Raw genomic sequence first — 19863 nt, forward strand, 5'->3', positions numbered from 1 at the left:
GCCTGCGCCGCGGAGCAGTCGAGTGCGCGTCACCTGCTTAGCCGGCGATACGCACTCAGGTGCCTGACAAGTCCCTGCTTGTCGCCTCGAATCTCGCTCAAGCGTGCAATATTGAAGTGAGCGTCGGCATGCGTGGGATTGAGCTCGATGCATCGTTCATAGGCTTGCATCGCTGCGTCGTAGCGCTCCAGTTCTTCCAGAGCGACTGCGCGATTGAAGTGCAACAGAGCGTCCTGCGGAAAATGCTCGAGCGCCCGGTCAAAGACGGACAATGCCTCGTCGTACTTCATGCCGACTTCGCAAAGCAGGACGCCCAGGTTGTTATAAGCGTCGTAGTGCGGAGTCGGCGACAATTCGAGCACCTTTTTATACGCCTGCTCAGCACCGATGACGTCGGTATCGGCAAGTTCCTCTGCAAGAGCAAACCACTCCTCGGTTTGCTTTTCCCGGCCAACGATGTTGCGGGGGGCAGCGTCGAGGAACGCGACTTCGCCCTTGACAGGCGCCACTTCCAGATCGAGCAGAAGCTGACCCGAGGTCGCATCCCATTGTGATTCACCGGTCTTGACGACCACCGAGTCACCGACAGCCGTGATGCGGATGCCGGTCAGCGGAAGTTCTTCAGGCAATTCCGCTTTGAGCCGCGCAAGCGCTCGCAGAATCTTTCGCGACGCGATTTTGGCCGACTGAAGCTGGAAAGCTGTGCGCAATAACACGACGTCGCGGAACGTGAACCGGAGCTCGTTACGGCGACCGCGCGACGGTTGCACGAATCCAGCGTCTATCAGGCCGGACAGCACTCGTCGTGAGACACCCAGCAGCGACTGGAGACTGCGCAACGAGTAGTCGTGCGAGGCATTGCGCCTTTTCACTTGCGCGCCCGAACCTTGGCAGGAGCCGCTTCTTCGACCTTGGCCGGCGCCCGCTTCGCCGGTCGCCTCGGTTTGGATGCGAGCTCATCGGCTGGCGCTGCGGGCGCCTTTTTTACGGGCGCGGCTTTGGCGGGCGCGGCCTGCTTGGTCTTGTTGCGGCCAAGGCTCGCACGAAGGGCTTCCATCAGGTCAATCACTTCGGCGCCCGACTCCATGCCTGGTTCGGCGGGAGACACGATCTGCTTGCCGGCGATCTTCTGGTCAATCGCTGCCAGAATCCGCTTCTTTTCCTCATCCTCGTACGCCGTTGGGTCATACGAATCTTCGGACACCTGGTCGATTATTTGCAGCGCGAGCTGAAGCTCGGTGCCCGTCACGGCTACATGCTCGATATGCAATTCAGTCAGCGAGCGAACCTCGTCCGCGAACAACAGTTGCTGAAACACCATGCCGTCCTCGGCCGGGCGAATCTGGACGATGCGTGTCTTCCCTTTATATGACCATTTTGCGAGCGCGCACCGTTCGCTTTCGCGCATCGCCTGCTGAAGCAGACTGTACGGTTTGCCGCCGCGCTTGTCTGGCGCGATGAAATAAGCCTTGTCGTAATACAGAGGGTCGACTGATTTCTCCGGCACGAAGGAAACAATCTCAACGACATGCGTTGCGCCTTCCTCGAGCGCTTTCAGTTCGTCTGGCGTGAAAACGACGAACTGGCCTTTTTCAAACTCATAGCCTTTCTTCATGTCGGCTCGCGCCACGACCTCGCCTGTCGCCTCGGAGATGTACTGCTGTTTGACCCGTCCGCCGTCAGGCGTCAGGAGATGGAATCCCACACCTGAAGCGCTGTCGGTCGCCGAGTAAAGCTTGACCGGAATTGATACCAGACCGAAGGAAAGCGTCAGAGACGCAATTGAACGCGCAGCCATGACTGTCTCCCGATAAGCGGCGACCGCTGGTCGCACAAACTCGGTTGCATCGCACGAGGGCGAACTGTGCTTGGGGAATTCTACGGCGTTTTCGGGCGCTGGCACTCGATGTGTACAGGAAGCCGATCAGGTTCTCCGGATTCAACCAGACAACTTCTATAGGTCGGCGTCAGCGCTCCTCTTTGGAATCGGTTCCAATTGCGGGCACGAGCTGACTAAAACACATGGCCCCGGCGCTGACACTGAGCAATTGACGCAAGGATAGAATTGACTTGCCCGCCAAGGATGCCGTGGTACAGAATGGCGCGCCGCCCTCGGCAAAACGACTAACGCCATTAGAGCGCAGCCAACGGTCTTTAATTGATTTTCTTTTTATCAGCCTGACTCGATTTCGCCGCACCGTGCAAGGAGCGATCAGAACAGATAATCGGGTCTTGCAAAAGGTGATGGAACAGGATCGCCTCGACGGAATCACCACGTTTGTTGCCGTCGCTGAGCAGAAAAGCTTTTCCGCCGCAGCGGCGAGATTGGGTGTCACGCCGCCCACTGGCGGCTTTGTAGAGGAACCCGATTGCCTTCCTGAAAGTTGACCAAATAGCTTCCGCTTCCGGCCTCGTTCCGGCCACAAACGTTGAGTCATTTCACCCGTCAGTTGCTGCTCAAACAATTTTCGGCGCGATTCCGATAACTAACGATAATCTCTCGATGCGGACGCGGCACCAGATAAAGAAACAATCACGGAAGCAAGGAATTGGCGCATTGCGCATCAATCTCCGTCGTTTTACATATATCGGCATCGCGACTCGATTGAATTGAACGCCATTTCGTTTATCCTGTTTCCATAGTCGTGCGATGGTCCAAACCAGCAGTGCTCTCGTCGGAGGTCACGGCCAATGAGTCCCGTCATCATCACCCTGCTCGTGCTCCTTGGCATCGGGCTGTTGCTCGCGCTCTGGCTAATGGGCATCTACAACGGGCTGGTGGTTGCCCGGAAGCGCTTCGAGAACGCCTTTGCGCAGATCGATGTGCAGCTCAAGCGGCGCTACGACCTGATTCCGAACCTGGTCGAAGCGGTCAAGGGCTATATGGGCCACGAGCGGGAGACGCTCGACGCCGTCATCAAGGCCCGCAACAGCGCGATGGCTGCCGAGCAGAAAGTCGCCGCCAACCCCAGCGACCCGGCGGCCATCAAGGGGTTTAACCAGGCCGAGGCTCTGCTGGGCGGCACCTTGGGCAGGCTCTTTGCCCTCTCCGAGGCCTACCCGGACCTCAAGGCCAACCAGAACATGCTCGCCTTGCAGGAAGAGCTGACCTCGACCGAGAACAAGGTCGGCTTCGCCCGGCAAGCGTTCAACGACGCCGCCACCGAATACAACATCCGGCGCGAGGTCTTCCCGGCGGTTACGGTGGCCGGCATGTTCGGCTTCAAGGAGGCGACGCTATTGGAAACCGCAGAGACCGAGCGCGCAGCGCCCAAGGTGTCGTTCCGGTAGGCCGGGACCGCGATCGCTCTGTGCGTCTCATGCTCCCCAAGCCGCTCTGACCGTGACCACCAATTTCTTTCAGCAGCAGGATTCGGCCCGACACAAGACCTTTCAGCTGGTGGTCTATTTCGTCCTGGCGATCCTGATACTGATCGCCTTGGTCTACGGGCTGCTGGTGGCGCTCAGCACCTATGGCGCCCACGCGCCGGTCTCCTGGTGGCAGCCGGAGATGCTCCTGCTCGCGGCGCTGGGGGTGAGCCTTGTGGTCGGCGGTGCCAGCGCATTCAAGGTGAGCCAGCTCGCTTCCGGCGGCCAGGCTGTCGCCTTGATGTTGGGCGGTGTGGAGGTACCCCGCACGACCACCGACGCGCGGCAGAAACGGCTGCTCAACGTCGTCGAGGAGATTGCCCTCGCTGCGGGAGTGCCGGTACCCCCCGTTTATATTCTGGATGAGCCCGGAATCAATGCATTCGCGGCCGGCTACGCTCCGGGCGATGCTGTGGTCGCCGTCTCGCAGGGCTGCCTGAACTACCTGACCCGCGACGAGCTCCAGGGCGTGGTGGCCCACGAGTTCAGCCACATCCTCAACGGCGACATGCGACTCAACATCCGGCTAATCGGCCTGATCTTCGGGATCATGGTGTTGTCCATCATCGGCCGCAGCCTCATGTTCGCTTCCAGAGGACGCTCGTCGGGAAGGCAGAATTCCCAGGGCGGCATGGTGCTGCTGGGCCTGGGCGTGTTCGTGCTCGGTCTCGTGGGAGCGTTCTTCGGTCGGCTGATCATGGCGGCGGTGTCGCGGCAGCGCGAGTACCTGGCCGACGCCAGTGCCGTCCAGTTCACGCGCAACCCCGACGGAATCGGCGGGGCGCTAATGAAGATCGGCGGGCTGGCCGAGGGGTCACGCATCGGCAACCCCCAAGCCGCAGAGGCCGGTCACATGTTTTTCGCCAACGCCTTCGCTGGCGAGGGACTCGCCGGACTGCTGGCTACCCACCCGCCCCTCGTCGAGCGCATTCGCCGGCTCAATCCCCAGTTCGACGGCCGGTTCCCGGAGGTGCGGCCGGTAGGTGTCGATCGGGACGAACCTGAAGGCCCCCGGCGCAGCCATGCCCCGCCGTTCGGCGGGGCTCCCACGCTACCGGGGCTTCCGCAGGTGCCGGTGCCGGTCCTGGGGCTCGCCGACGAAACAGCATCCCGGGTCGGCCGCATCGATCCGGAACTGATCAGCTATGCGCAGGGGCTTCACGATGGCATGCCAGACCTGCTCCGGGTCGCCGCCCAGGAACCGTTCAGTGCTCGCGCCCTGGTCTATGCCCTTCTCATGGACCCGGGGTCGGACCTGCGGGAACTCCAGCTGACCCGGCTGAAAGCCGGCGCTGAGCCTCAGGACTTCGCCGAAACCCTGCGGCTGATCGCCCCTGTCCAGGCTCTGCCGGACACACATCGGCTGCCCCTTCTGGACCTGAGCCTGCCAGCACTGCGGCAGATGTCGCCGCGGCAGCATCATGCATTCCGCGCTCAGGTCGAGATGCTGATGGTCGCCGACCAGCGGCTGAGCTTGTTCGAGTACACGCTTCGCTGTGTGCTGCATCGGCATCTCGACGCCCAATTCCTCCCTCAGCGCCCGGCGCGTGCAGTGCGCGGCTCCCTGCAGAGCCTCGCGCACCCGGTGGCAACGGTGTTGGCGCTATTGGCCTGGGAAGGCCAGCCGGAAACCGACCAGGCCGCCCGGGCTTTCGATACGGGCATGCGCGGCTACATCGGCGGCGAGCACGCCCACCGCTTGCCGCCTCGCGAAGAATGCTCGCTCGCCGGATTCGACGCGGCCCTGCAAACGCTCAATCAATCGGTCCCGGCCATCAAGCGCCGGATCGTCGCCGCCTGCACGGCCTGCATCCTGGCAAATCGGCAGGTCACCGTCCGCGAAGCCGAACTGCTTCGCGCCATCTGCGATACGCTCGACTGCCCGCTACCGCCGCTCGTCGTGCCGGAAGCGGAGGAAGGGTAGCCCTGGCAATGCACGTGCGAGGCGCTCTTGCCATGACCGCTGGACGCGTGTCGTGCCGCTTACAGTTGCATCGTCACGACACGGGCCGGCGGCAGGTTAGCCCAGATGATCCGGCTCGACAGCATCACAAAGTCGCCCATCCCACCGGCATTCACGATGTTCCGGTCCGGCCGGATATCGTAAGTAAACTGAATCACGACACCGCCAGGACGCAGGACCTGCCGCCACTGGTCAACGATCTCATCCACCTCGCGATGAGGCAACGAGCGCAACGGCAGACACGACACGATCGCGTCGACGCGCAGGTCCAGTGGCAGGCACCAGGCCAGGCGGGCAGCGTCGGCGTGCATGACCGACACATTCGGGAATCGCCCGCGCAGATGCCGCACGAAGGTAGGGGAGCGCTCGACGACGATCAGCCGGTCGGTTGGCACGCCGTTTTCGAGCAACGCGTGCGTGACCGCGCCGGTACCGCCACCGAGTTCGATGACCACACCGTTGCCTGCCGGCACCTCCCGCGCAAGACGCGCGGCGAGTCGCCGTGAGCTCGGGCAGATGGCGCCGACCGACCAGGGCGCCGTCGCCCATTCCCGTGCAAACAGCCGGGACGTGTGCAGGGGGCCGGCGACCATTACTGCACCACCTTGATGTCATAGACCTTGACCTGTCCGGCCGGCCAGCGTTCGTGCTCGATCTTGACCGGGATCTCTCCCGTGCCGCCGGCGAACTGGTACTTTTGATCGCCGATGGATTTCACGATATGGCCGCGCGGCGAGATGCGCTGGTCTTCCCTGCCTGCGTCGCGGAGCTGTTGGACCGTCGTGGCCGTCGCTTCGGCACCCGGTCCTGTGTATGCCGCGTGGGCCGCTGCGGCGGACATGGCGATCAGGCAGGCAACAATGAGCTTCTTCATTGGTTCTCCTTGAACGGGCGACATCGTGGTCGCGACAGAAAGCAGTCTACGGACCCGAGGCTGAAGCCAGAGTGAAGGCGACGCTGCGCGGTGTCCGCCTCTTAATGCAGTGTTAACCTTCCGGCCGGTAAGCTTGCGCCACCGCGTCAGGGAACCGGCGGGACCAGGATGACGGCGGATGCGAATACTGCTGGCTGAGGCCGATCCGCTGATCGGCAATGAACTCAGACCCGGCCTGCGACGCGAAGGTTTCGCCGCAACACCCAGGGGCGCGCTCGCTGCGGTGCTGGTTGCCATGTGTAGCCAGGCGCCGCGGCCGCAGACACACGGCGGCTGGCGCATTCTTCATCTTCAGCACAAAACGACGCAATGAATACCATCGAAGCATTCAACCACGCGCTCTTCCTGATGATCAACGGCACGCCGGCAACGCCAGGATGGCTGGTCAGCGCGGCGCTCGCCTGTGCAAACTATCTGGTCTGGTTAGTCCCGCTCATCCTGGTGATGATGTGGCTTTCCGGGGACCACCAGCGGCGCGAGCTGGCCCTGCGTGCCTGCTGCGTCGCGCTGCTGGCGCTCGGCGTCAACCAGTTGATCGGTCTGGTCTGGCAGCACCCCCGGCCGTTCATGATCGGGCTTGGCCACACGTTCCTCGCGCATGCGCCCGATTCGTCGTTTCCAAGCGATCACGCCACCCTCTTTGCCAGCATCGCGCTGCCGCTGCTTTTCGGGCGGATGTGCTGGCTCGGTGGCGTGACACTCGTCGTGGGTATCATCGTCGCGTGGGCACGGGTGTTTCTCGGCGTGCATTTTCCGCTCGATATGCTCGGGGCAGTGGCCGTCGCGTGCATCGCTTATGCGGCAATCGCGAGGCTGTGGCAAACGGGCGGCACGGCGATGACAGGTCTGGTGGTCACGCTCTATCGTATGCTGCTTGCATGGCCGATAAGTCGTGGCTGGCTGAGGCCATGATTGCCCGTCCCCGAAAACGACCTTCGGGAAGACGCGAAGCCGCCAGGGACATGCAATTCACGTCTCCTTGATATGCGGACGCCTAAGAAGTCGGCGGACCGTCCCCTTTTATTCAACAGCCGAGTCCGCGAAGACCGCCATCAAGCTTCAACTGTGCAGTCGCGATAGGCAGCGAATTTCGAAGTCTTTCCGATGCCTGGATTCAAACAATTGCACGGGTCGAGCTTCTTGTAGAACTCTGCGAGTTGCGGCTTGGCCTCGTACAGATGCCCCACGTTGTGCTCGGCGGGATACTCGGCACCGCGAATGTCGAGCAACTCGAGCATCCCATGTTCGAGTGCGAGACAGTCGTTGCCTTTAGCGACAATGTAGTCCTGGTGGAAGACGTGACACAGGAAGTGCCCGTAATACAGCTTCAGCACGATCGCATTTTCGATTTTATTCGGCAACCGCTCGAACCAATCCCGCTCGTTGCGTCGTAGCGCGATATCGAGCGCGACGATATCCTCGACCTCGCGATGATGAACCGCACGGTATCGAACGGCCGCGCTCGCCGCCGCGAAGCGATGCAGAAATGCCTTGCGGCCTTCTTCTTCGGTACATTCGAAATACGCGCCGCCGGATTGCGCGAAGCGTTCCGACAGGAAGGCGCGCGCTTCCTCGATGCCCGCCGCCGGCACCTTCAGCATCAGATGATGCTCGTACTGCTCGCGATAAGCGTTGAGCCGCGCAGGCAGATGATCCGGCAGACGTTCGCTGATCCATTGCAGCACACGATCGGTCAGATGCTTCGGCATGAAGCCGAGGCGCTCGAACAACGCATCGCAGCGCGTTTTCAGATTGAAGAACATCGGCAACCGGTCCGTGCCGAACCTGTCGATGATGACGAACAGATCCTTCCCGTACTTTCGCGCAACATCGAACGCGTCACGATGCAGATATTCACCGGCAATCGGCAGGTGCGCGAAATTCGCGAGCGCATGGCGTCGGATCTCGGTCAGCACACTCGTGTCGTTCGTGCCGATGTAGAACACCTTCGCGCCCTGCTCCGCCGCAAACGTGTCGAGACGCACCGCGAATACCATCAGCTTGCCGGCGCAACCGGAAGCTTCGAACAGGCGTCGCGGATCGGCGTTGAAGCGCGCAGGCGTGGGCGCATCGACATTGCGGACATGGGTGGCGTATTCATGGTCCGAAGCCGCCGCGTCGTTGCGAATGTCCGCGTCGGTGAACGTGCCGTTCTCGACCCGCGACAGAATCTCTTCGGGCGTGTTGCCGAGTTCGATACCCAGATGGTTGACGAGCCGCAGCGTGCCCGAGGCATCGACGGCGGCAAACACCGCCATTTCTGTATAGGCCGGTCCGCGATGCACCAGCGAGCCGCCCGAATTGTTGCTGATGCCGCCGAGCACCGACGCGCCGATGCACGACGAGCCGATCACCGAATGCGGCTCGCGTCCGAGCGGTTTCAGTGTGCGTTCGAGTTGATCGAGCGTCGTGCCGCCGATGCAGACGACCTGACGCCCGCCGCCGATCAGATGCACGCGGCGGATGCGCGTCGTGCTGACGATGACAACGTCGCGGTCGTAGTCGTCGCCGTCAGGCGTCGAACCGCCGGTCAGTCCGGTATTCGACGCCTGCGTGATGACGATCGCCCGCGCCGCGACGCATGCGGCTAGCACCTGCCATTGTTCGACCAGCGTGCCGGGGCGCGCCACCGCCAGCACGCGGCCGTTCCCAAAGCGGTAGCCGGTGCGGTAGCGGCGCGTTTGCGCATCACTGGTGAGCACGTTGCGCGCGCCGACGATATCGCCGAGCGACGCGAGCAATGTTCTACGCGTATCCCCGGGGGAAATCGCGGAATAGGCTGTATCGGACATAACGGCCTTCGATCACATATCAACGCAAGAGTGGCATCAGACCCGGCTCGGCTGCGCCGCCGATGTCGATACGGACGGCGTGCGCTGAGTCAGCGCCAGCACCGCGCCGACGAACAGCGCCGCCGCGACGACCAGCAGACCGGCGTTGGTGCTGTGCGTCACGTCCTTCATCCATCCGATGATCGACGGGCTGACGAATCCGGCGAGATTGCCGACCGAATTGATCATCGCGATTCCCGCGGCGGCGGCCGTGCCGGTCAACACGCTGCTCGGATACGTCCAGAAGACCGGCATCATCGACAACACACCGGCGGTGCCGAGCGACAGCGTGAACAATACGAGCGCGAGATTGCCCGCATGGAGCGTACTTGCGTAAAAGCCCGCTGCGGCGGCAACGGCCGCCATCGCGAGATGCCAGCGGCGTTCGTTGCGACGGTCGGAGCTGCGCGCGACCAGAATCATCGACACGATCGCGACCGCATAGGGCACCGCAGTCACCATGCCGACATCCAGCGCTTCCTTGACGCCCGCCGCCTTGATCAGCGTGGGCAAATAAAAGCTCACGCCGTAGAGACCCATCATGCAACAGAAGTAGATCGCCGCGAGCCGCCAGACGCGGCCATTGGACACGACGCTGCTCAGCGACGCCTCAGCGCCTGCATCTGCGTCGCGTGCAATGTTGTCCTCGAGAAGCTGCTTTTGCCGTTCGTCGAGCCAGGACGCGGCGCGGATGCCGTTCGGCAGCACGAACAGCGTGACAATGCCGAGCACCAAGGACGGGAGCGCTTCGATCAGGAACAGCCATTGCCAGTTCGACAAACCCCGCACGCCGTTGAACGCCTGCATGATCCAACCCGACAGCGGGCCGCCGAGCACCCCAGCCACCGGAATGCCGATCATGAAAAGCGCGTTCATGCGGCCACGACGCACCGACGGATACCAGTACGTCAGATAAAGCACGATGCCCGGAAAGAACCCTGCCTCGGCGACGCCGAGGAGAAAGCGCATCGTATAGAACATGGCGGGCGTCTTCACGAACAGCGACGCCGCCGACACCAACGCCCATGTCACCATGATCCGGCTGATCCACAAGCGTGCGCCCACGCGATGCAGCAGAATGTTGCTCGGCACTTCGAACACGAAATAGCCGATGAAGAAAATCCCCGCGCCAAGCCCGTACACCGACTCACTGAACTTCAGGTCGCTGAGCATTTGCAGCTTGGCGAATCCCACGTTGACGCGATCCAGATAGGCCGCGACATAGCAGATGAAGAGAAATGGCAGCAGACGCCAGGTCACTTTCGCGTAAGTCGCGTTTTCGAACCCGGTCGTTGCAGTTGAAGCGAGGGTGCGGGATCTATCCGTAGCGGGCCGGGCGGACACGCCTGGCGGGTTGTGCGAGGTCATCGCGAGTCTCCTGATTCCTGTGCGGCTTGCCGCCGCAGCTGAGTTTGCTAACGCGCATTGTTTCGCGCCAGTACGAGACTGTCGAGACGTTTCAGCACTGGTCCTACCAGTTATTTTTTGGTGCCAGGACGCGGTTTCGCGCGCGAATCAACGCAGACACTGGTGCCCCGGCGGACGCACACTCGTGCTCGCTCGCGGCTCGCGTCACGCCCAGCCCTCGAGCCGCAGCGTGGCCCGCACCAGACGCTGCTCCTCCGCTTCGATTTCTCTCAGACAGGTGATCGTGGTGGCGATATGCGTAGCGGCAGCCTTGCGAGCCGGCTCCGGCTGTTTGCCGATGACGGCCTTGTAGAGCCGGGCATGCTGCCTGTCGATCACACGCTTTTCCGCCTCGCGATGGTAGAGGTTGTTGACGGAGGCGAAGACGGAGCTCAGCAACAAATCGGTGAGCGAACTCAGCGTGTGCACGAGCACTGGGTTGTGCGAGGCCTCGCAGATCGCGAGATGAAACGCATAGTCGAGCCGCGCACGCGTCGACTCGTCCACATCGCTCCGGTTCGCGGCGAGCATTTCCTCGTAGCGGCGGGTGATCAGCGCGAAATCCGCCTGCGTTCCCCGAAGCGCGGCAAGACGCGCCGATTCAGCCTCGAGCATCTCGCGTACTTCGAAAATGTCGTAGAGGGTTCTCGGCTGCGAGCCGAGAAGATGCATCATCGGCGTGAGGGCGGGTTGCGAGGTGAGCGCTGCGACGAACGACCCGCGGCCGTGCGCAGTGTCGATGATTCGGCGCGCCCGCAACACCTTCAACCCTTCTCGCAACGCGGAGCGCGACACACCCAGTTTGACCATCAGACGCCGCTCGGACGGTAAGGCTTGACCTGGTTTCAGGACGCCGTCGACGATCAGGCTTTCTATGCGTTCGGCGACCACATCCGCGATTTGTGACGGGTATTCTGATTTGACATCCTGCATGGCGTATCTCACTGGTCCGACCACTTCGAAGAGACTTTAGCTGATGGCAATCCTAGCACTGTTGCCACAAGACTCTGCGCCAATAGCATCGCTGGATAACCTCCTGGTATTTTGAGAGTATCGGCCTATGCGGACTGCAAGGGCTTACCAACATTCTTCTGAGTTACCGTGGAGTCTGATCTTCTCGGCGGATTCAACCGATGGACGCAACACACTGAAAGCTGCTCAGGCAGTGGGAGTGTTCCAGATGAAACAGCGACGCCGGATGGAGGATTTTGTGGAAGAACTCGATTGGCTTCCGAAAATTCAACCAAATAACTTCCGCTTTGGGCGGAGCCTGAGGTAGAAACGGGGCCTCGGCCACGGTCTTTTTACTCAAATAACTTCCAGGACCAACAACTTTCAACCATAAATCTTCCATCGCGGCAAAAGCTCGTCAACCATCCTTGCGACTGGCCCCGTAAGCGTCTGTGACCGCTACCAGGCAAAAACGTCCACGCCGAGCTTCTCAAGATTGTAAGCAGCTGGAATGGGTACCTCAGTTGAGGATGCTCGGGGTTCCGGGTGAACGACAGCTTTCGCTGTCATCGAGCGACCATGCACGACCCATTCCCCCGGTCGGGCCGTCGCAGATTAAAGGGCAGGTATCACAGCGGGAACGGACATTCTGTGCCGTCACTCAAGGGCACCGGCCGAAGCCGACAGTTAGGCAACGGCGTCGATGAGGCCGGTATGAACACCAGGTGTATCCCGATTGAAAGATCCAATGGTTCCTCCGCCAGTGAACGCGAGCAGCCAGTCATCAAGGGCCTCATAGGCTTCCGACGAGTTCGGGCACGACGGTGAACAGGTCACCGACGAGGCTGTAATCCGCGACGCTGAAAATCGGCGCTTCTTTATCCTTGTTGATCGCGACGATCACCTTCGAGTCCTTCATGCCCGCAAGGTGCTGGATCGCACCCGAAATGCCGACCGCGATATACAGTTGCGGCGCGACGATCTTGCCCGTCTGACCGACCTGATAGTCGTTCGGCACGTAGCCCGCATCGACGGCTGCACGCGATGCCCCCATCGCTGCGCCGAGCTTGTCTGCCAAAGGCTCCAGCACCCTCGTGTAGTTCTCGCCGCTGCCGAGACCGCGGCCGCCCGACACGATGATGTTTGCCGACGTCAGTTCCGGACGATCGAGCTTCGTCACTTCGCGGCTCACGAACTGCGAGATGCCTGCGTCGGCTGCGGCTTCGATCTTCTCGACCGAGGCTCTGCCGCCTTCCGCTGCGACGGCATCGAAGCCAGTCGTGCGTACCGTGATGACCTTGATCGGATCTTGAGATTGCACAGTCGCAATTGCGTTGCCCGCGTAGATCGGGCGCTCGAACGTATCGGGTGAATCGACTGCCGTGATGTCGCTGATCTGAGCGACGTCGAGCTTCGCGGCGATACGCGGCACGACGTTCTTGCCGTAGGCGGTGGCCGGCGCGAGGATGTGCGAATAGTTCTTCGCAGCATCTTGCACAAGCGTCAGCACCGTCGCTTCGATGTTTTCCGCGAGGCCCGCTTCGAGTTGCGGCGCATCGGCCAGCAATACTTTGCTAACGCCCACGATGTTCGCTGCCGCGTCGGCTACGGGCTGCGCATTGTGACCCGCGACCAGCACGTGAACTTCACCGCCGATCTTCTTCGCCGCTGCAATGGTAGTCAGTGTCGCTGCCTTGATCGACGCATTATCGTGTTCTGCTATTACGAGGCTAACCAGATTCGTCATTTGCTTTGTCTCCGTGTCGACTGGAGTTAGCGCTTTAGCGCTTACTCCAGTCCCATGCAACATAGTTGCCGTTCTATCTAAAGCACCTTCGCTTCGGTCTTCAGCTTCTCGACCAGCGTCTTTGCGTCCGGCACTGTCACCCCGGCGGAACGCGTGGGCGGCTCGGCGACTTTCAGTGTTTTAAGACGCGGCGTGACATCGACGCCGAGGTCTTCGGGCCTGATCGTTTGCAGCGGCTTTTTCTTCGCCTTCATGATGTTCGGCAACGTCACGTAGCGCGGCTCGTTCAGGCGTAGATCAGTTGTGACCACGGCGGGAAGCGTCAGCGACAGCGTTTCAGCTCCGCCGTCCAGTTCGCGCGACACGGTCGCCTTCCCGTCAGCCACAACGACCTTCGAAGCGAACGTCGCTTGCGGAAGGTCAGCCAAAGCGGCGAGCATCTGCCCGGTCTGGTTCGAGTCGTCGTCGATGGCCTGCTTGCCCAGCAATACCAACGAAGGCTGTTCCTTGTCGACCAGCGCCTTGAGCAGTTTGGCAACGGCGAGAGGCTGCAGGTCTTCGGACGACTCGATCAACACAGCACGATCGGCGCCTATCGCCAACGCCGTACGCAGCGTCTCCTGCGCCTGAGCAACACCGCAAGAAACCGCCACCACCTCGCTAACCACGCCGGCTTCCTTTAACCGCACCGCTTCCTCAACCGCGATTTCGTCGAACGGATTCATCGACATCTTCACGTTTGCAATGTCGACACCCGTGCCGTCCGACTTGATCCGGACCTTCACGTTGTAGTCGACCACTCGCTTTACACCTACCAGCACTTTCATACCGTCTCCTTCGAATATGCCGAAGCCGTGCGCGCAGTCATCGGCGAACGGATCATGTCAGCTGCGCGCTCGGCTAGCATGAGCACCGTCGCATTGGTGTTGGTCGAGGTTATCGACGGCATCACCGAGCCGTCGACGATGCGCAGGCCGGTCGTTCCGCGCACCCGCATTTCGGAATCGACGACGCTCATTTCGTCCTCTCCCATCCGGCACGTGCCAACCGCGTGATACACAGTCGAGCCATTGTCACGCACGTATTGCAGTAACGCCTCATCAGTGTCCGCCTGACGGCCTGGTACGGTTTCGTCGACGATATACCGGGCGACCTCGGGCTGCGCGAAGATCCGGCGGCCGATCTTGAGTCCTTCCACCATCGTGTTGCGGTCCAGTTCGCTGCTCAAGTATGACGGTGCGATCGTCGGCGCTGCCGTGATCTCGCTGCTGGTGATGTGCACGTGCCCACGGCTTTCCGGGCGCATCTGCCAGACCCCGCAGGAGACGCCGGGCTCCGACTCCAGCACTCCGATCCGTCCCTCGACGAAGCTGCCTGGCGCGATCACGAACTGCACGTCGGGCCGCGTTGCGAGCCGCGTCTGCGCAAAGCCGCCGACGATCGCCGCGCTATAGGTCAGTACGCCGGTCCCCGACACGACGTAGCGCATCATCTCGCGCGCGAGCGCGAGTCCGTGCGAGCGCTCGTTCGCGGTACCTGCACCCCGTACCCGATAGCCGAGCCGGACTACATAGTGATCCTGCAAATTGTTGCCGACGCCCGGTAACGCGATTCGTGTTCGAATGCCCGCGTTGTCGAGCACGTCCTTATCGCCGATGCCACTCATTTCGAGCAGCCTGGGCGTGCCGATCACGCCGGCGCTAAGAATGACCTCGCGGGTCGCGCGAAACTGCATCGAAACGCCTGCGGTCGTCGTCGCATTGATGCCGCTCACGTGCTTGCCGTTCATTTCGAGCCCAGACACCTGGACGCCGGTCACCACCGTGAGATTCGGCCGCGCCATTGCGGGCCGCAGATAACCGCGCGCTGCGCTGGAGCGGCGACGTCCGTCGCGCGTTTGCTGGTAGTACCAGATCGACGGACCGCGCGTATCGCTGTTTGGATCATCTACAAACTCGAGACCGGCTTTTTGGGCCGCTTGCACGACCGCACCACAGATCTCCGGCGGATCCTCCACCCGGCTGACCTGGATCGGACCATCCTTGCCGCGTTGAGGACTGTTGCCCTCGGTCCACGTTTCGGAGCGGCGGTAGAACGGCAGACAGTTGCCGAAGGTCCAGCCCTTGGCGCCCGACTGCTCCCAGCTATCGATATCCTCCGCAAACGGGCGCACATAAAGCAGGCCGTTGATCGCGCTGGACCCGCCGAGTCCGCGTCCACGCGGAAACAGGATTGCGCGGCCGCTGGTCTCGGCGTCGGCCCGCGTGCGATAGCGCCATGTCACGGTTGGATGATCGAGCAATCGCACGAAGCCGGCCGGTACGTGGATGAACGGGTGACGATCGCGCTCGCCGGCTTCGACAAGAATCACTTTGACGTTCGGGTCTTCGGTTAGACGGTTTGCGAGCACGCAACCCGCCGTCCCCGCGCCGACGATCACGTAGTCCGTTGTGTACGATTTCATGACTTCTCTCCGACAGCGGCCGGTTCACGACCTTCGAGTGCTGCGATCTCCTCCTCGGCGAAACCGAACTCGGCAAGTACTTCAGCCGTATGTTGTCCGAGCGTAGGCGGCGCACGGCGGTAAGCCACCGGGCTGCCGTGAAAGTTCACCGGACTCGCGATGTTCGTTACCCTGCCCGCAAGCGGATGTTCGATCTCGACGACCGCGTGGTTATGCGCGATCTGCGGGTCCTCCGTCAACGCGGTGTGATAGTCCTGCACGATCGCGCATGGCACGTCCGCGGCACTCAGATGCGCCACCCAGTATTCGGCGGTGTGCAGCAGAAACTGCTGTTCGAGGATTACGTCGAGCGCATGCCGATTCGCTGTCCGCGCGGTGTTGCCGACAAAGCGTTCATCGCTCAGCAAATCTTCGCGGCCCAACGCCCGGCAAAGGTTCTGCCAGAATTTTTCGGTGAAGCAGGCCGCGAAGAAATAGCGGCCATTGGACCCCTGATAGTTGCGATACGGCACCATCGTCGGATGGCCGCTGCCGAGGCGCTCCGGCGCTTTGCCGCTTCTCAGCGTCTCGCCGTCGCGCGGGATGGTGCTGAAAAGCGCAGCCGACAGCAGCGACGTATCGATGCGCTGACCCTCGCCATGCCGTTCGCGATGCAACAGCGCCGCAGAGATGCCGAACGCGAGCAGCGCAGCCGCGCCGAAGTCCGGCAACGGCGCCCCGAGCCGAACCGGATTGCCGCCGGCTTCGCCCGTCATGTCCATGAGACCCGCCACGGCCTGCACGATCGGATCGTTCGCGGGCCAAGCGGCGTAAGGACCGCTTTGTCCGAACGCCGACACGCTTGCATAGACGATCATCGGATTGCGCGCTTTCACGGCCTCGTAGCCGATGCCGAGCCGATCCACCGTGCCCGGCCGGAAGTTTTCGACGACGACATCCGCCTGCTTCGCCATGCGCAGAAATGCATCGCGTCCTTTCGGCGACTTCAGGTCGAGGCGGATGCTGCGCTTGTTACGGTTCTGCGACAGGAACTGCACGCTTTCGCCTTCGACGAATTGATTACCGAGATTGCGCGAGAGGTCACCGGCCTTCGGTTCCTCAACCTTGATCACGTCCGCGCCGAGGTCGGCAAGCAGCACTGTACCGACCGGACCCGCGGTCATGACGGTGAGATCGAGAATGCGGTAGCCCGACAACGGGCCGACTTGCTTCTTATCCATGATTTGCCACCTGGGAATGCGATGCGTCCGTGAGTTCGGCACGGGGGTAGTCGAGCACGTCGAAGGCGAGGTGGAACGGGTCGGCCTCACCGCGCGTGATGGTCAATGCATGACCGAAACGGGCGTCGTCGCGCTCAGGAAAGTCGGTGCGATAGTGGCTGCTGCGCGATTCGCGCCGCTCGATGCACGCCTGCACGATCACATCGGCAGTCGTCGCCATGTTGTCGATCGTCAACGCATCGATCACTTGCTGCGGCGTGGCCCCGCCCCCTGCGGCAAACTCCGCGCGCGCCTCGCGAGCGGCCGCTAACGCGATGTTCAGACCGCTTTCCGTCTTCTCGACGAGGCAATGCGCCTGCATCGCTGCACGCAGATCGGAGGCGATACGTCGAGCGTCGAACGACGCATTCGGCTTCAGCGCCGTTTCGAGACGCCGTGCAAGCGGCGCCACATCGGACGTGCCGGGCGCCGCACTGCCGCGTGCGAATGCGGCCGCACCCACGCCTGCGCGATGACCGAAAACCTGACCTTCTGCAAGCGAGTTGCCGCCCGGACGATCCGGACCGCGCACACCGCCCGCGAGTTCGCCGATAACGAAGAGCCCCTCGATGGTCGACATCGCGTCGGTGTTGGTCATCCGGACACCGCCATTCAGGCATTGAAAAGCAATCCCGACGTCGAGCAGATCGCGCTTCGGATCGAGTCCCTTGGCGCGCATCCAGCGCAGGGTGTTCGGAATGGTGGCCGCCAACCGTTCCTCGGCGATGTCGGCGAAAGAGAAATGCACCGCGCCGCGTTCCGTGCCCCTGCCCTGCGCGATTTCCGTTGCGATCGCGATATCGATATAGCGCGACTCGTTCGAGATCGTGAACGGGAACACTTTCTCGTCCATCGCAGCCTCGGGCGTCACGCCCGTCGGCAGATAGTCCGGGAGGAATTCGTGACCGTCGCGATTGAGCATCTTTGGATGCAGGATGAAGCACGACTTGCTGAAGAGTTGCACGTAAGGGTGCACCATCGCCGGCCCGAACTGATGGAACTCCATGTTCACGAGTTCCGCGCCGTGGCGGAAGCAGATCGCCTGGCCGTCACCAGTCATCTCCGCTGTCGACACCTGCTGCGAGAACAGACCGTGCGCGCCGCCCGTGCCAAGCACGACGGCCCCCGCCGAGACCACCAGCAGCCGCCGCGAATCGAGGTCCATCGCAACCACGCCGCTCACGCGCCCTGTCGAATCGCGCACAAGGTCGATCAACGCCGCCGGCTGACGGGTCTCGACACCGAGCTTTCTGCCTTGCTCGGCTAGCGCGCCCACGAAGGCCTTGCCGGTTTTGCCCTTCACGCCTAGCGCGCGCGCATAGCTGCCGAAGTCGCTGCGGATGAGCTTATAGCCATCAGCGACGCGGTCGAACGGCACGCCGAGTTCGATCAGGTCTGCGATGCGCTTCGGTGCGTCCTCCGCCAGAACGCGCACCAGGTCGCGGTCGATGAAGCCGGCTGCCGGACGCATCGTGTCTTCGTAGTGCACGGTTGCGCTATCGTCGGGACTGCCGTAGCCGGATGCCCCCATGCTCATGATTTCGCTAGCGCCGTGCACCGTGCTGCCACCCTGTCCGACCGGCGCCTTGGCCAGCATGAGGACCTTCGCACCCGCCTGTGCCGCCGACACGGCAGCACGCGACGCCGCGCCGCCACCGCCGACCACCACTACGTCGGCTTGCGCGTAGTCGACGCTAAAGCCGAATTTCTCCAATGTCCGAACTGCCGTCACGTCCGTCTCCGCTTACGATTTGAGCGCGCGCGCCACGATGTTGCGCTGAATTTGATTGGTGCCGCCGAAGATCTGGAACATCTTGGCTTCGCGGTAATGACGCTGCATCGCGTATTCGGCGGAGTAGCCATTGGCACCCATGATCTGGATGCCGTCGGTCGCGACCTGCACGTACGTGTCCGACGCGAAGTACTTCGCCTGCGACGACTCCACGTCGCAGCTGTCGCCTTCGTCGAGCAGCTTCGCCGCCCGAAACGCCATCAGGCGAGCGGCATCCACGCGCGTCTGCATATCGGCAAGCAGATGCGACACGGCCTGGAAATCGATGATCGACTGTCCGAACTGTTTGCGGTCGTTCGCATACCAGCGCGCAAGATCGATCGCCGCCTGTGCGCCGCCCACGCACATCGCCGACAACGCGATGCGCTCCTTCGACAGCACCGTGGTGAGCTTCTTCCAACCCACGTGCAGGCCGCCCACGATCATTTCATTCGGGACACGCACCCCGTCGTACACCACTTCGCAGGTCCGGATAGCGTGGCCGCCGAGCAAATCGATCGGATTTATGGTCAGTCCCCTGGATTCCTTCGGTACGAGGAAGAGGCTGATCCCGTCGTGCTTCTTCGCTTCCGGATTGGTGCGCACCGCGGTCAGAATGTAGTCGGCCTGGAGCGCGCCGGAAATCCACATCTTGGTGCCGTCGAGAATGAAGTCATTTCCGTCGGCCACGCCGCGCGTCGTCAGCGAGGCGGCATCCGAGCCAGAGCCGTTTTCGCTCAGTGCGAAGGCAAGAAAGGCACGCCCTTCGGCTAGCTTCGGCAACACCATGGCCTTGATATCGTCCGGAGCGAAGCGCGCCAGCGCGCCGCCCACCATGTTCACGTTGGCATTCCAGAAGCGCGCGAGCGCGATGGTGTGATACGCGACGACCTCCAGATAAGCGGCCATGTCGAGATAGCCGCCGACGCCGCCGTACGCTTCGGGCAGCGTGATGCCGAACCAGCCCTGTGCGGCGGCCACCTTCACGAGTTCCTGTGGGAAGCGCTTCTCTTCGTCGCACTGGCGAACGTATTCCGGCGATGCATGGCGCGTCAGCACCCGATTCACCGAATCTCGAAATTCGAATTGATCGGCATTCAGATAGGGTTTCAGGTCACGCCGGTTGACCAGATTGCTTGCGTATTCGGGATTCACTCTGTCTCCTCC

General features: G+C 62.1%; 18 protein-coding genes. 5 read left to right on the forward strand and 13 right to left on the reverse strand.

What is annotated here, in order from left to right:
* Positions 1 to 29 precede the first annotated feature (29 nt).
* Positions 30 to 872, reverse strand: a complete 843-nt coding sequence (locus ACLFKU_RS21610) for a tetratricopeptide repeat protein (protein ID WP_368582044.1) — start codon at positions 870 to 872, stop codon at positions 30 to 32.
* The gene (locus tag ACLFKU_RS21615) at positions 869 to 1798 is read right to left on the reverse strand and encodes a Ku protein (protein WP_410850412.1); all 930 of its coding nucleotides are present in this window, start codon (positions 1796 to 1798) and stop codon (positions 869 to 871) included. The genes ACLFKU_RS21610 and ACLFKU_RS21615 overlap by 4 nt, the downstream gene beginning before the upstream one ends.
* 272 nt (positions 1799 to 2070) lie before the next feature.
* Between ACLFKU_RS21615 and ACLFKU_RS21620 the strand changes: the two genes are divergently transcribed.
* The 3 genes from ACLFKU_RS21620 (at position 2071) to ACLFKU_RS21630 (ending at position 5293) form a co-directional block, all read left to right on the forward strand.
* Positions 2071 to 2388 carry a LysR family transcriptional regulator gene (locus ACLFKU_RS21620; RefSeq protein ID WP_410850413.1) on the forward strand — a complete coding sequence of 106 codons (318 nt, stop codon included), beginning with the start codon at positions 2071 to 2073 and terminating at the stop codon, positions 2386 to 2388.
* A 303-nt stretch (positions 2389 to 2691) separates the two neighbouring features.
* The gene (locus ACLFKU_RS21625; RefSeq protein WP_368582047.1) at positions 2692 to 3291 is read left to right on the forward strand and encodes a LemA family protein; all 600 of its coding nucleotides are present in this window, start codon (positions 2692 to 2694) and stop codon (positions 3289 to 3291) included.
* Positions 3292 to 3343: 52 nt separating this feature from the next.
* Positions 3344 to 5293 (forward strand): M48 family metallopeptidase, encoded by a 1950-nt coding sequence (locus ACLFKU_RS21630; RefSeq protein WP_410850414.1) that lies wholly within the window; start codon positions 3344 to 3346, stop codon positions 5291 to 5293.
* Between the two features lie 59 nt (positions 5294 to 5352).
* Here the strand turns inward: ACLFKU_RS21630 and ACLFKU_RS21635 are convergent, their stop codons facing one another.
* Positions 5353 to 5925, reverse strand: a complete 573-nt coding sequence (locus ACLFKU_RS21635; RefSeq protein WP_368582049.1) for a class I SAM-dependent methyltransferase — start codon at positions 5923 to 5925, stop codon at positions 5353 to 5355.
* Positions 5925 to 6206 carry a NirD/YgiW/YdeI family stress tolerance protein gene (locus tag ACLFKU_RS21640; protein WP_410850415.1) on the reverse strand — a complete coding sequence of 94 codons (282 nt, stop codon included), beginning with the start codon at positions 6204 to 6206 and terminating at the stop codon, positions 5925 to 5927. Before ACLFKU_RS21640 ends, ACLFKU_RS21635 begins: the two co-directional genes overlap by 1 nt.
* Before the next feature lie 178 nt (positions 6207 to 6384).
* Here ACLFKU_RS21640 and ACLFKU_RS21645 point away from each other — a divergent pair, with 178 nt between their 5' ends.
* Both ACLFKU_RS21645 and ACLFKU_RS21650 read left to right on the forward strand, forming a co-directional pair.
* The gene (locus tag ACLFKU_RS21645; protein WP_410850416.1) at positions 6385 to 6579 is read left to right on the forward strand and encodes a hypothetical protein; all 195 of its coding nucleotides are present in this window, start codon (positions 6385 to 6387) and stop codon (positions 6577 to 6579) included.
* Positions 6576 to 7178 (forward strand): phosphatase PAP2 family protein, encoded by a 603-nt coding sequence (locus tag ACLFKU_RS21650; protein WP_368582053.1) that lies wholly within the window; start codon positions 6576 to 6578, stop codon positions 7176 to 7178. Before ACLFKU_RS21645 ends, ACLFKU_RS21650 begins: the two co-directional genes overlap by 4 nt.
* Before the next feature lie 140 nt (positions 7179 to 7318).
* Here the strand turns inward: ACLFKU_RS21650 and dld are convergent, their stop codons facing one another.
* From dld to ACLFKU_RS21695, 9 genes are all read right to left on the reverse strand, one after another.
* Positions 7319 to 9058, reverse strand: coding sequence for a D-lactate dehydrogenase (dld, locus tag ACLFKU_RS21655; RefSeq protein ID WP_410850417.1), 1740 nt, complete (start codon positions 9056 to 9058; stop codon positions 7319 to 7321).
* Between the two features lie 36 nt (positions 9059 to 9094).
* The gene (locus tag ACLFKU_RS21660) at positions 9095 to 10465 is read right to left on the reverse strand and encodes an MFS transporter (RefSeq protein WP_410850418.1); all 1371 of its coding nucleotides are present in this window, start codon (positions 10463 to 10465) and stop codon (positions 9095 to 9097) included.
* 204 nt (positions 10466 to 10669) lie between these two features.
* Complete coding sequence (gene glcC, locus ACLFKU_RS21665; protein ID WP_368582056.1) at positions 10670 to 11437, reverse strand: transcriptional regulator GlcC; 768 nt, start codon at positions 11435 to 11437, stop codon at positions 10670 to 10672.
* Between the two features lie 811 nt (positions 11438 to 12248).
* Positions 12249 to 13193: an electron transfer flavoprotein subunit alpha/FixB family protein gene (locus ACLFKU_RS21670; RefSeq protein WP_410850498.1), complete on the reverse strand. Its 945-nt coding sequence runs from the start codon at positions 13191 to 13193 to the stop codon at positions 12249 to 12251.
* 86 nt (positions 13194 to 13279) lie between these two features.
* Positions 13280 to 14029 carry an electron transfer flavoprotein subunit beta/FixA family protein gene (locus ACLFKU_RS21675; RefSeq protein WP_410850419.1) on the reverse strand — a complete coding sequence of 250 codons (750 nt, stop codon included), beginning with the start codon at positions 14027 to 14029 and terminating at the stop codon, positions 13280 to 13282.
* A complete protein-coding gene (locus ACLFKU_RS21680; protein ID WP_410850420.1) occupies positions 14026 to 15666 on the reverse strand; it encodes a GMC family oxidoreductase in 1641 nt (546 codons plus the stop codon). Before ACLFKU_RS21680 ends, ACLFKU_RS21675 begins: the two co-directional genes overlap by 4 nt.
* The gene (locus ACLFKU_RS21685; RefSeq protein WP_410850421.1) at positions 15663 to 16886 is read right to left on the reverse strand and encodes a CaiB/BaiF CoA transferase family protein; all 1224 of its coding nucleotides are present in this window, start codon (positions 16884 to 16886) and stop codon (positions 15663 to 15665) included. Before ACLFKU_RS21685 ends, ACLFKU_RS21680 begins: the two co-directional genes overlap by 4 nt.
* Positions 16879 to 18657, reverse strand: a complete 1779-nt coding sequence (locus tag ACLFKU_RS21690) for an FAD-binding protein (RefSeq protein WP_410850422.1) — start codon at positions 18655 to 18657, stop codon at positions 16879 to 16881. Before ACLFKU_RS21690 ends, ACLFKU_RS21685 begins: the two co-directional genes overlap by 8 nt.
* Positions 18658 to 18669: 12 nt before the next feature.
* The gene (locus ACLFKU_RS21695; RefSeq protein ID WP_410850423.1) at positions 18670 to 19851 is read right to left on the reverse strand and encodes an acyl-CoA dehydrogenase family protein; all 1182 of its coding nucleotides are present in this window, start codon (positions 19849 to 19851) and stop codon (positions 18670 to 18672) included.
* Between the last annotated feature and the right edge of the window lie 12 nt (positions 19852 to 19863).

The sequence above is a fragment of the Paraburkholderia sp. EG304 genome (assembly GCF_046543485.1).
Lineage (GTDB): Bacteria > Pseudomonadota > Gammaproteobacteria > Burkholderiales > Burkholderiaceae > Paraburkholderia > Paraburkholderia youngii.

Coding starts and splice junctions, on each gene's coding strand:
- ACLFKU_RS21675 (WP_410850419.1), bottom strand. CDS start 14,029: ATGAAAGTGCTGGTAGGTGTAAAGCGAGTGGTCGACTACAACGTGAAG.
- ACLFKU_RS21615 (WP_410850412.1), bottom strand. CDS start 1,798: ATGGCTGCGCGTTCAATTGCGTCTCTGACGCTTTCCTTCGGTCTGGTA.
- glcC (WP_368582056.1), bottom strand. CDS start 11,437: ATGCAGGATGTCAAATCAGAATACCCGTCACAAATCGCGGATGTGGTC.
- ACLFKU_RS21625 (WP_368582047.1), top strand. CDS start 2,692: ATGAGTCCCGTCATCATCACCCTGCTCGTGCTCCTTGGCATCGGGCTG.
- ACLFKU_RS21640 (WP_410850415.1), bottom strand. CDS start 6,206: ATGAAGAAGCTCATTGTTGCCTGCCTGATCGCCATGTCCGCCGCAGCG.
- ACLFKU_RS21650 (WP_368582053.1), top strand. CDS start 6,576: ATGAATACCATCGAAGCATTCAACCACGCGCTCTTCCTGATGATCAAC.
- dld (WP_410850417.1), bottom strand. CDS start 9,058: ATGTCCGATACAGCCTATTCCGCGATTTCCCCCGGGGATACGCGTAGA.
- ACLFKU_RS21685 (WP_410850421.1), bottom strand. CDS start 16,886: ATGGATAAGAAGCAAGTCGGCCCGTTGTCGGGCTACCGCATTCTCGAT.
- ACLFKU_RS21680 (WP_410850420.1), bottom strand. CDS start 15,666: ATGAAATCGTACACAACGGACTACGTGATCGTCGGCGCGGGGACGGCG.
- ACLFKU_RS21660 (WP_410850418.1), bottom strand. CDS start 10,465: ATGACCTCGCACAACCCGCCAGGCGTGTCCGCCCGGCCCGCTACGGAT.
- ACLFKU_RS21635 (WP_368582049.1), bottom strand. CDS start 5,925: ATGGTCGCCGGCCCCCTGCACACGTCCCGGCTGTTTGCACGGGAATGG.
- ACLFKU_RS21645 (WP_410850416.1), top strand. CDS start 6,385: ATGCGAATACTGCTGGCTGAGGCCGATCCGCTGATCGGCAATGAACTC.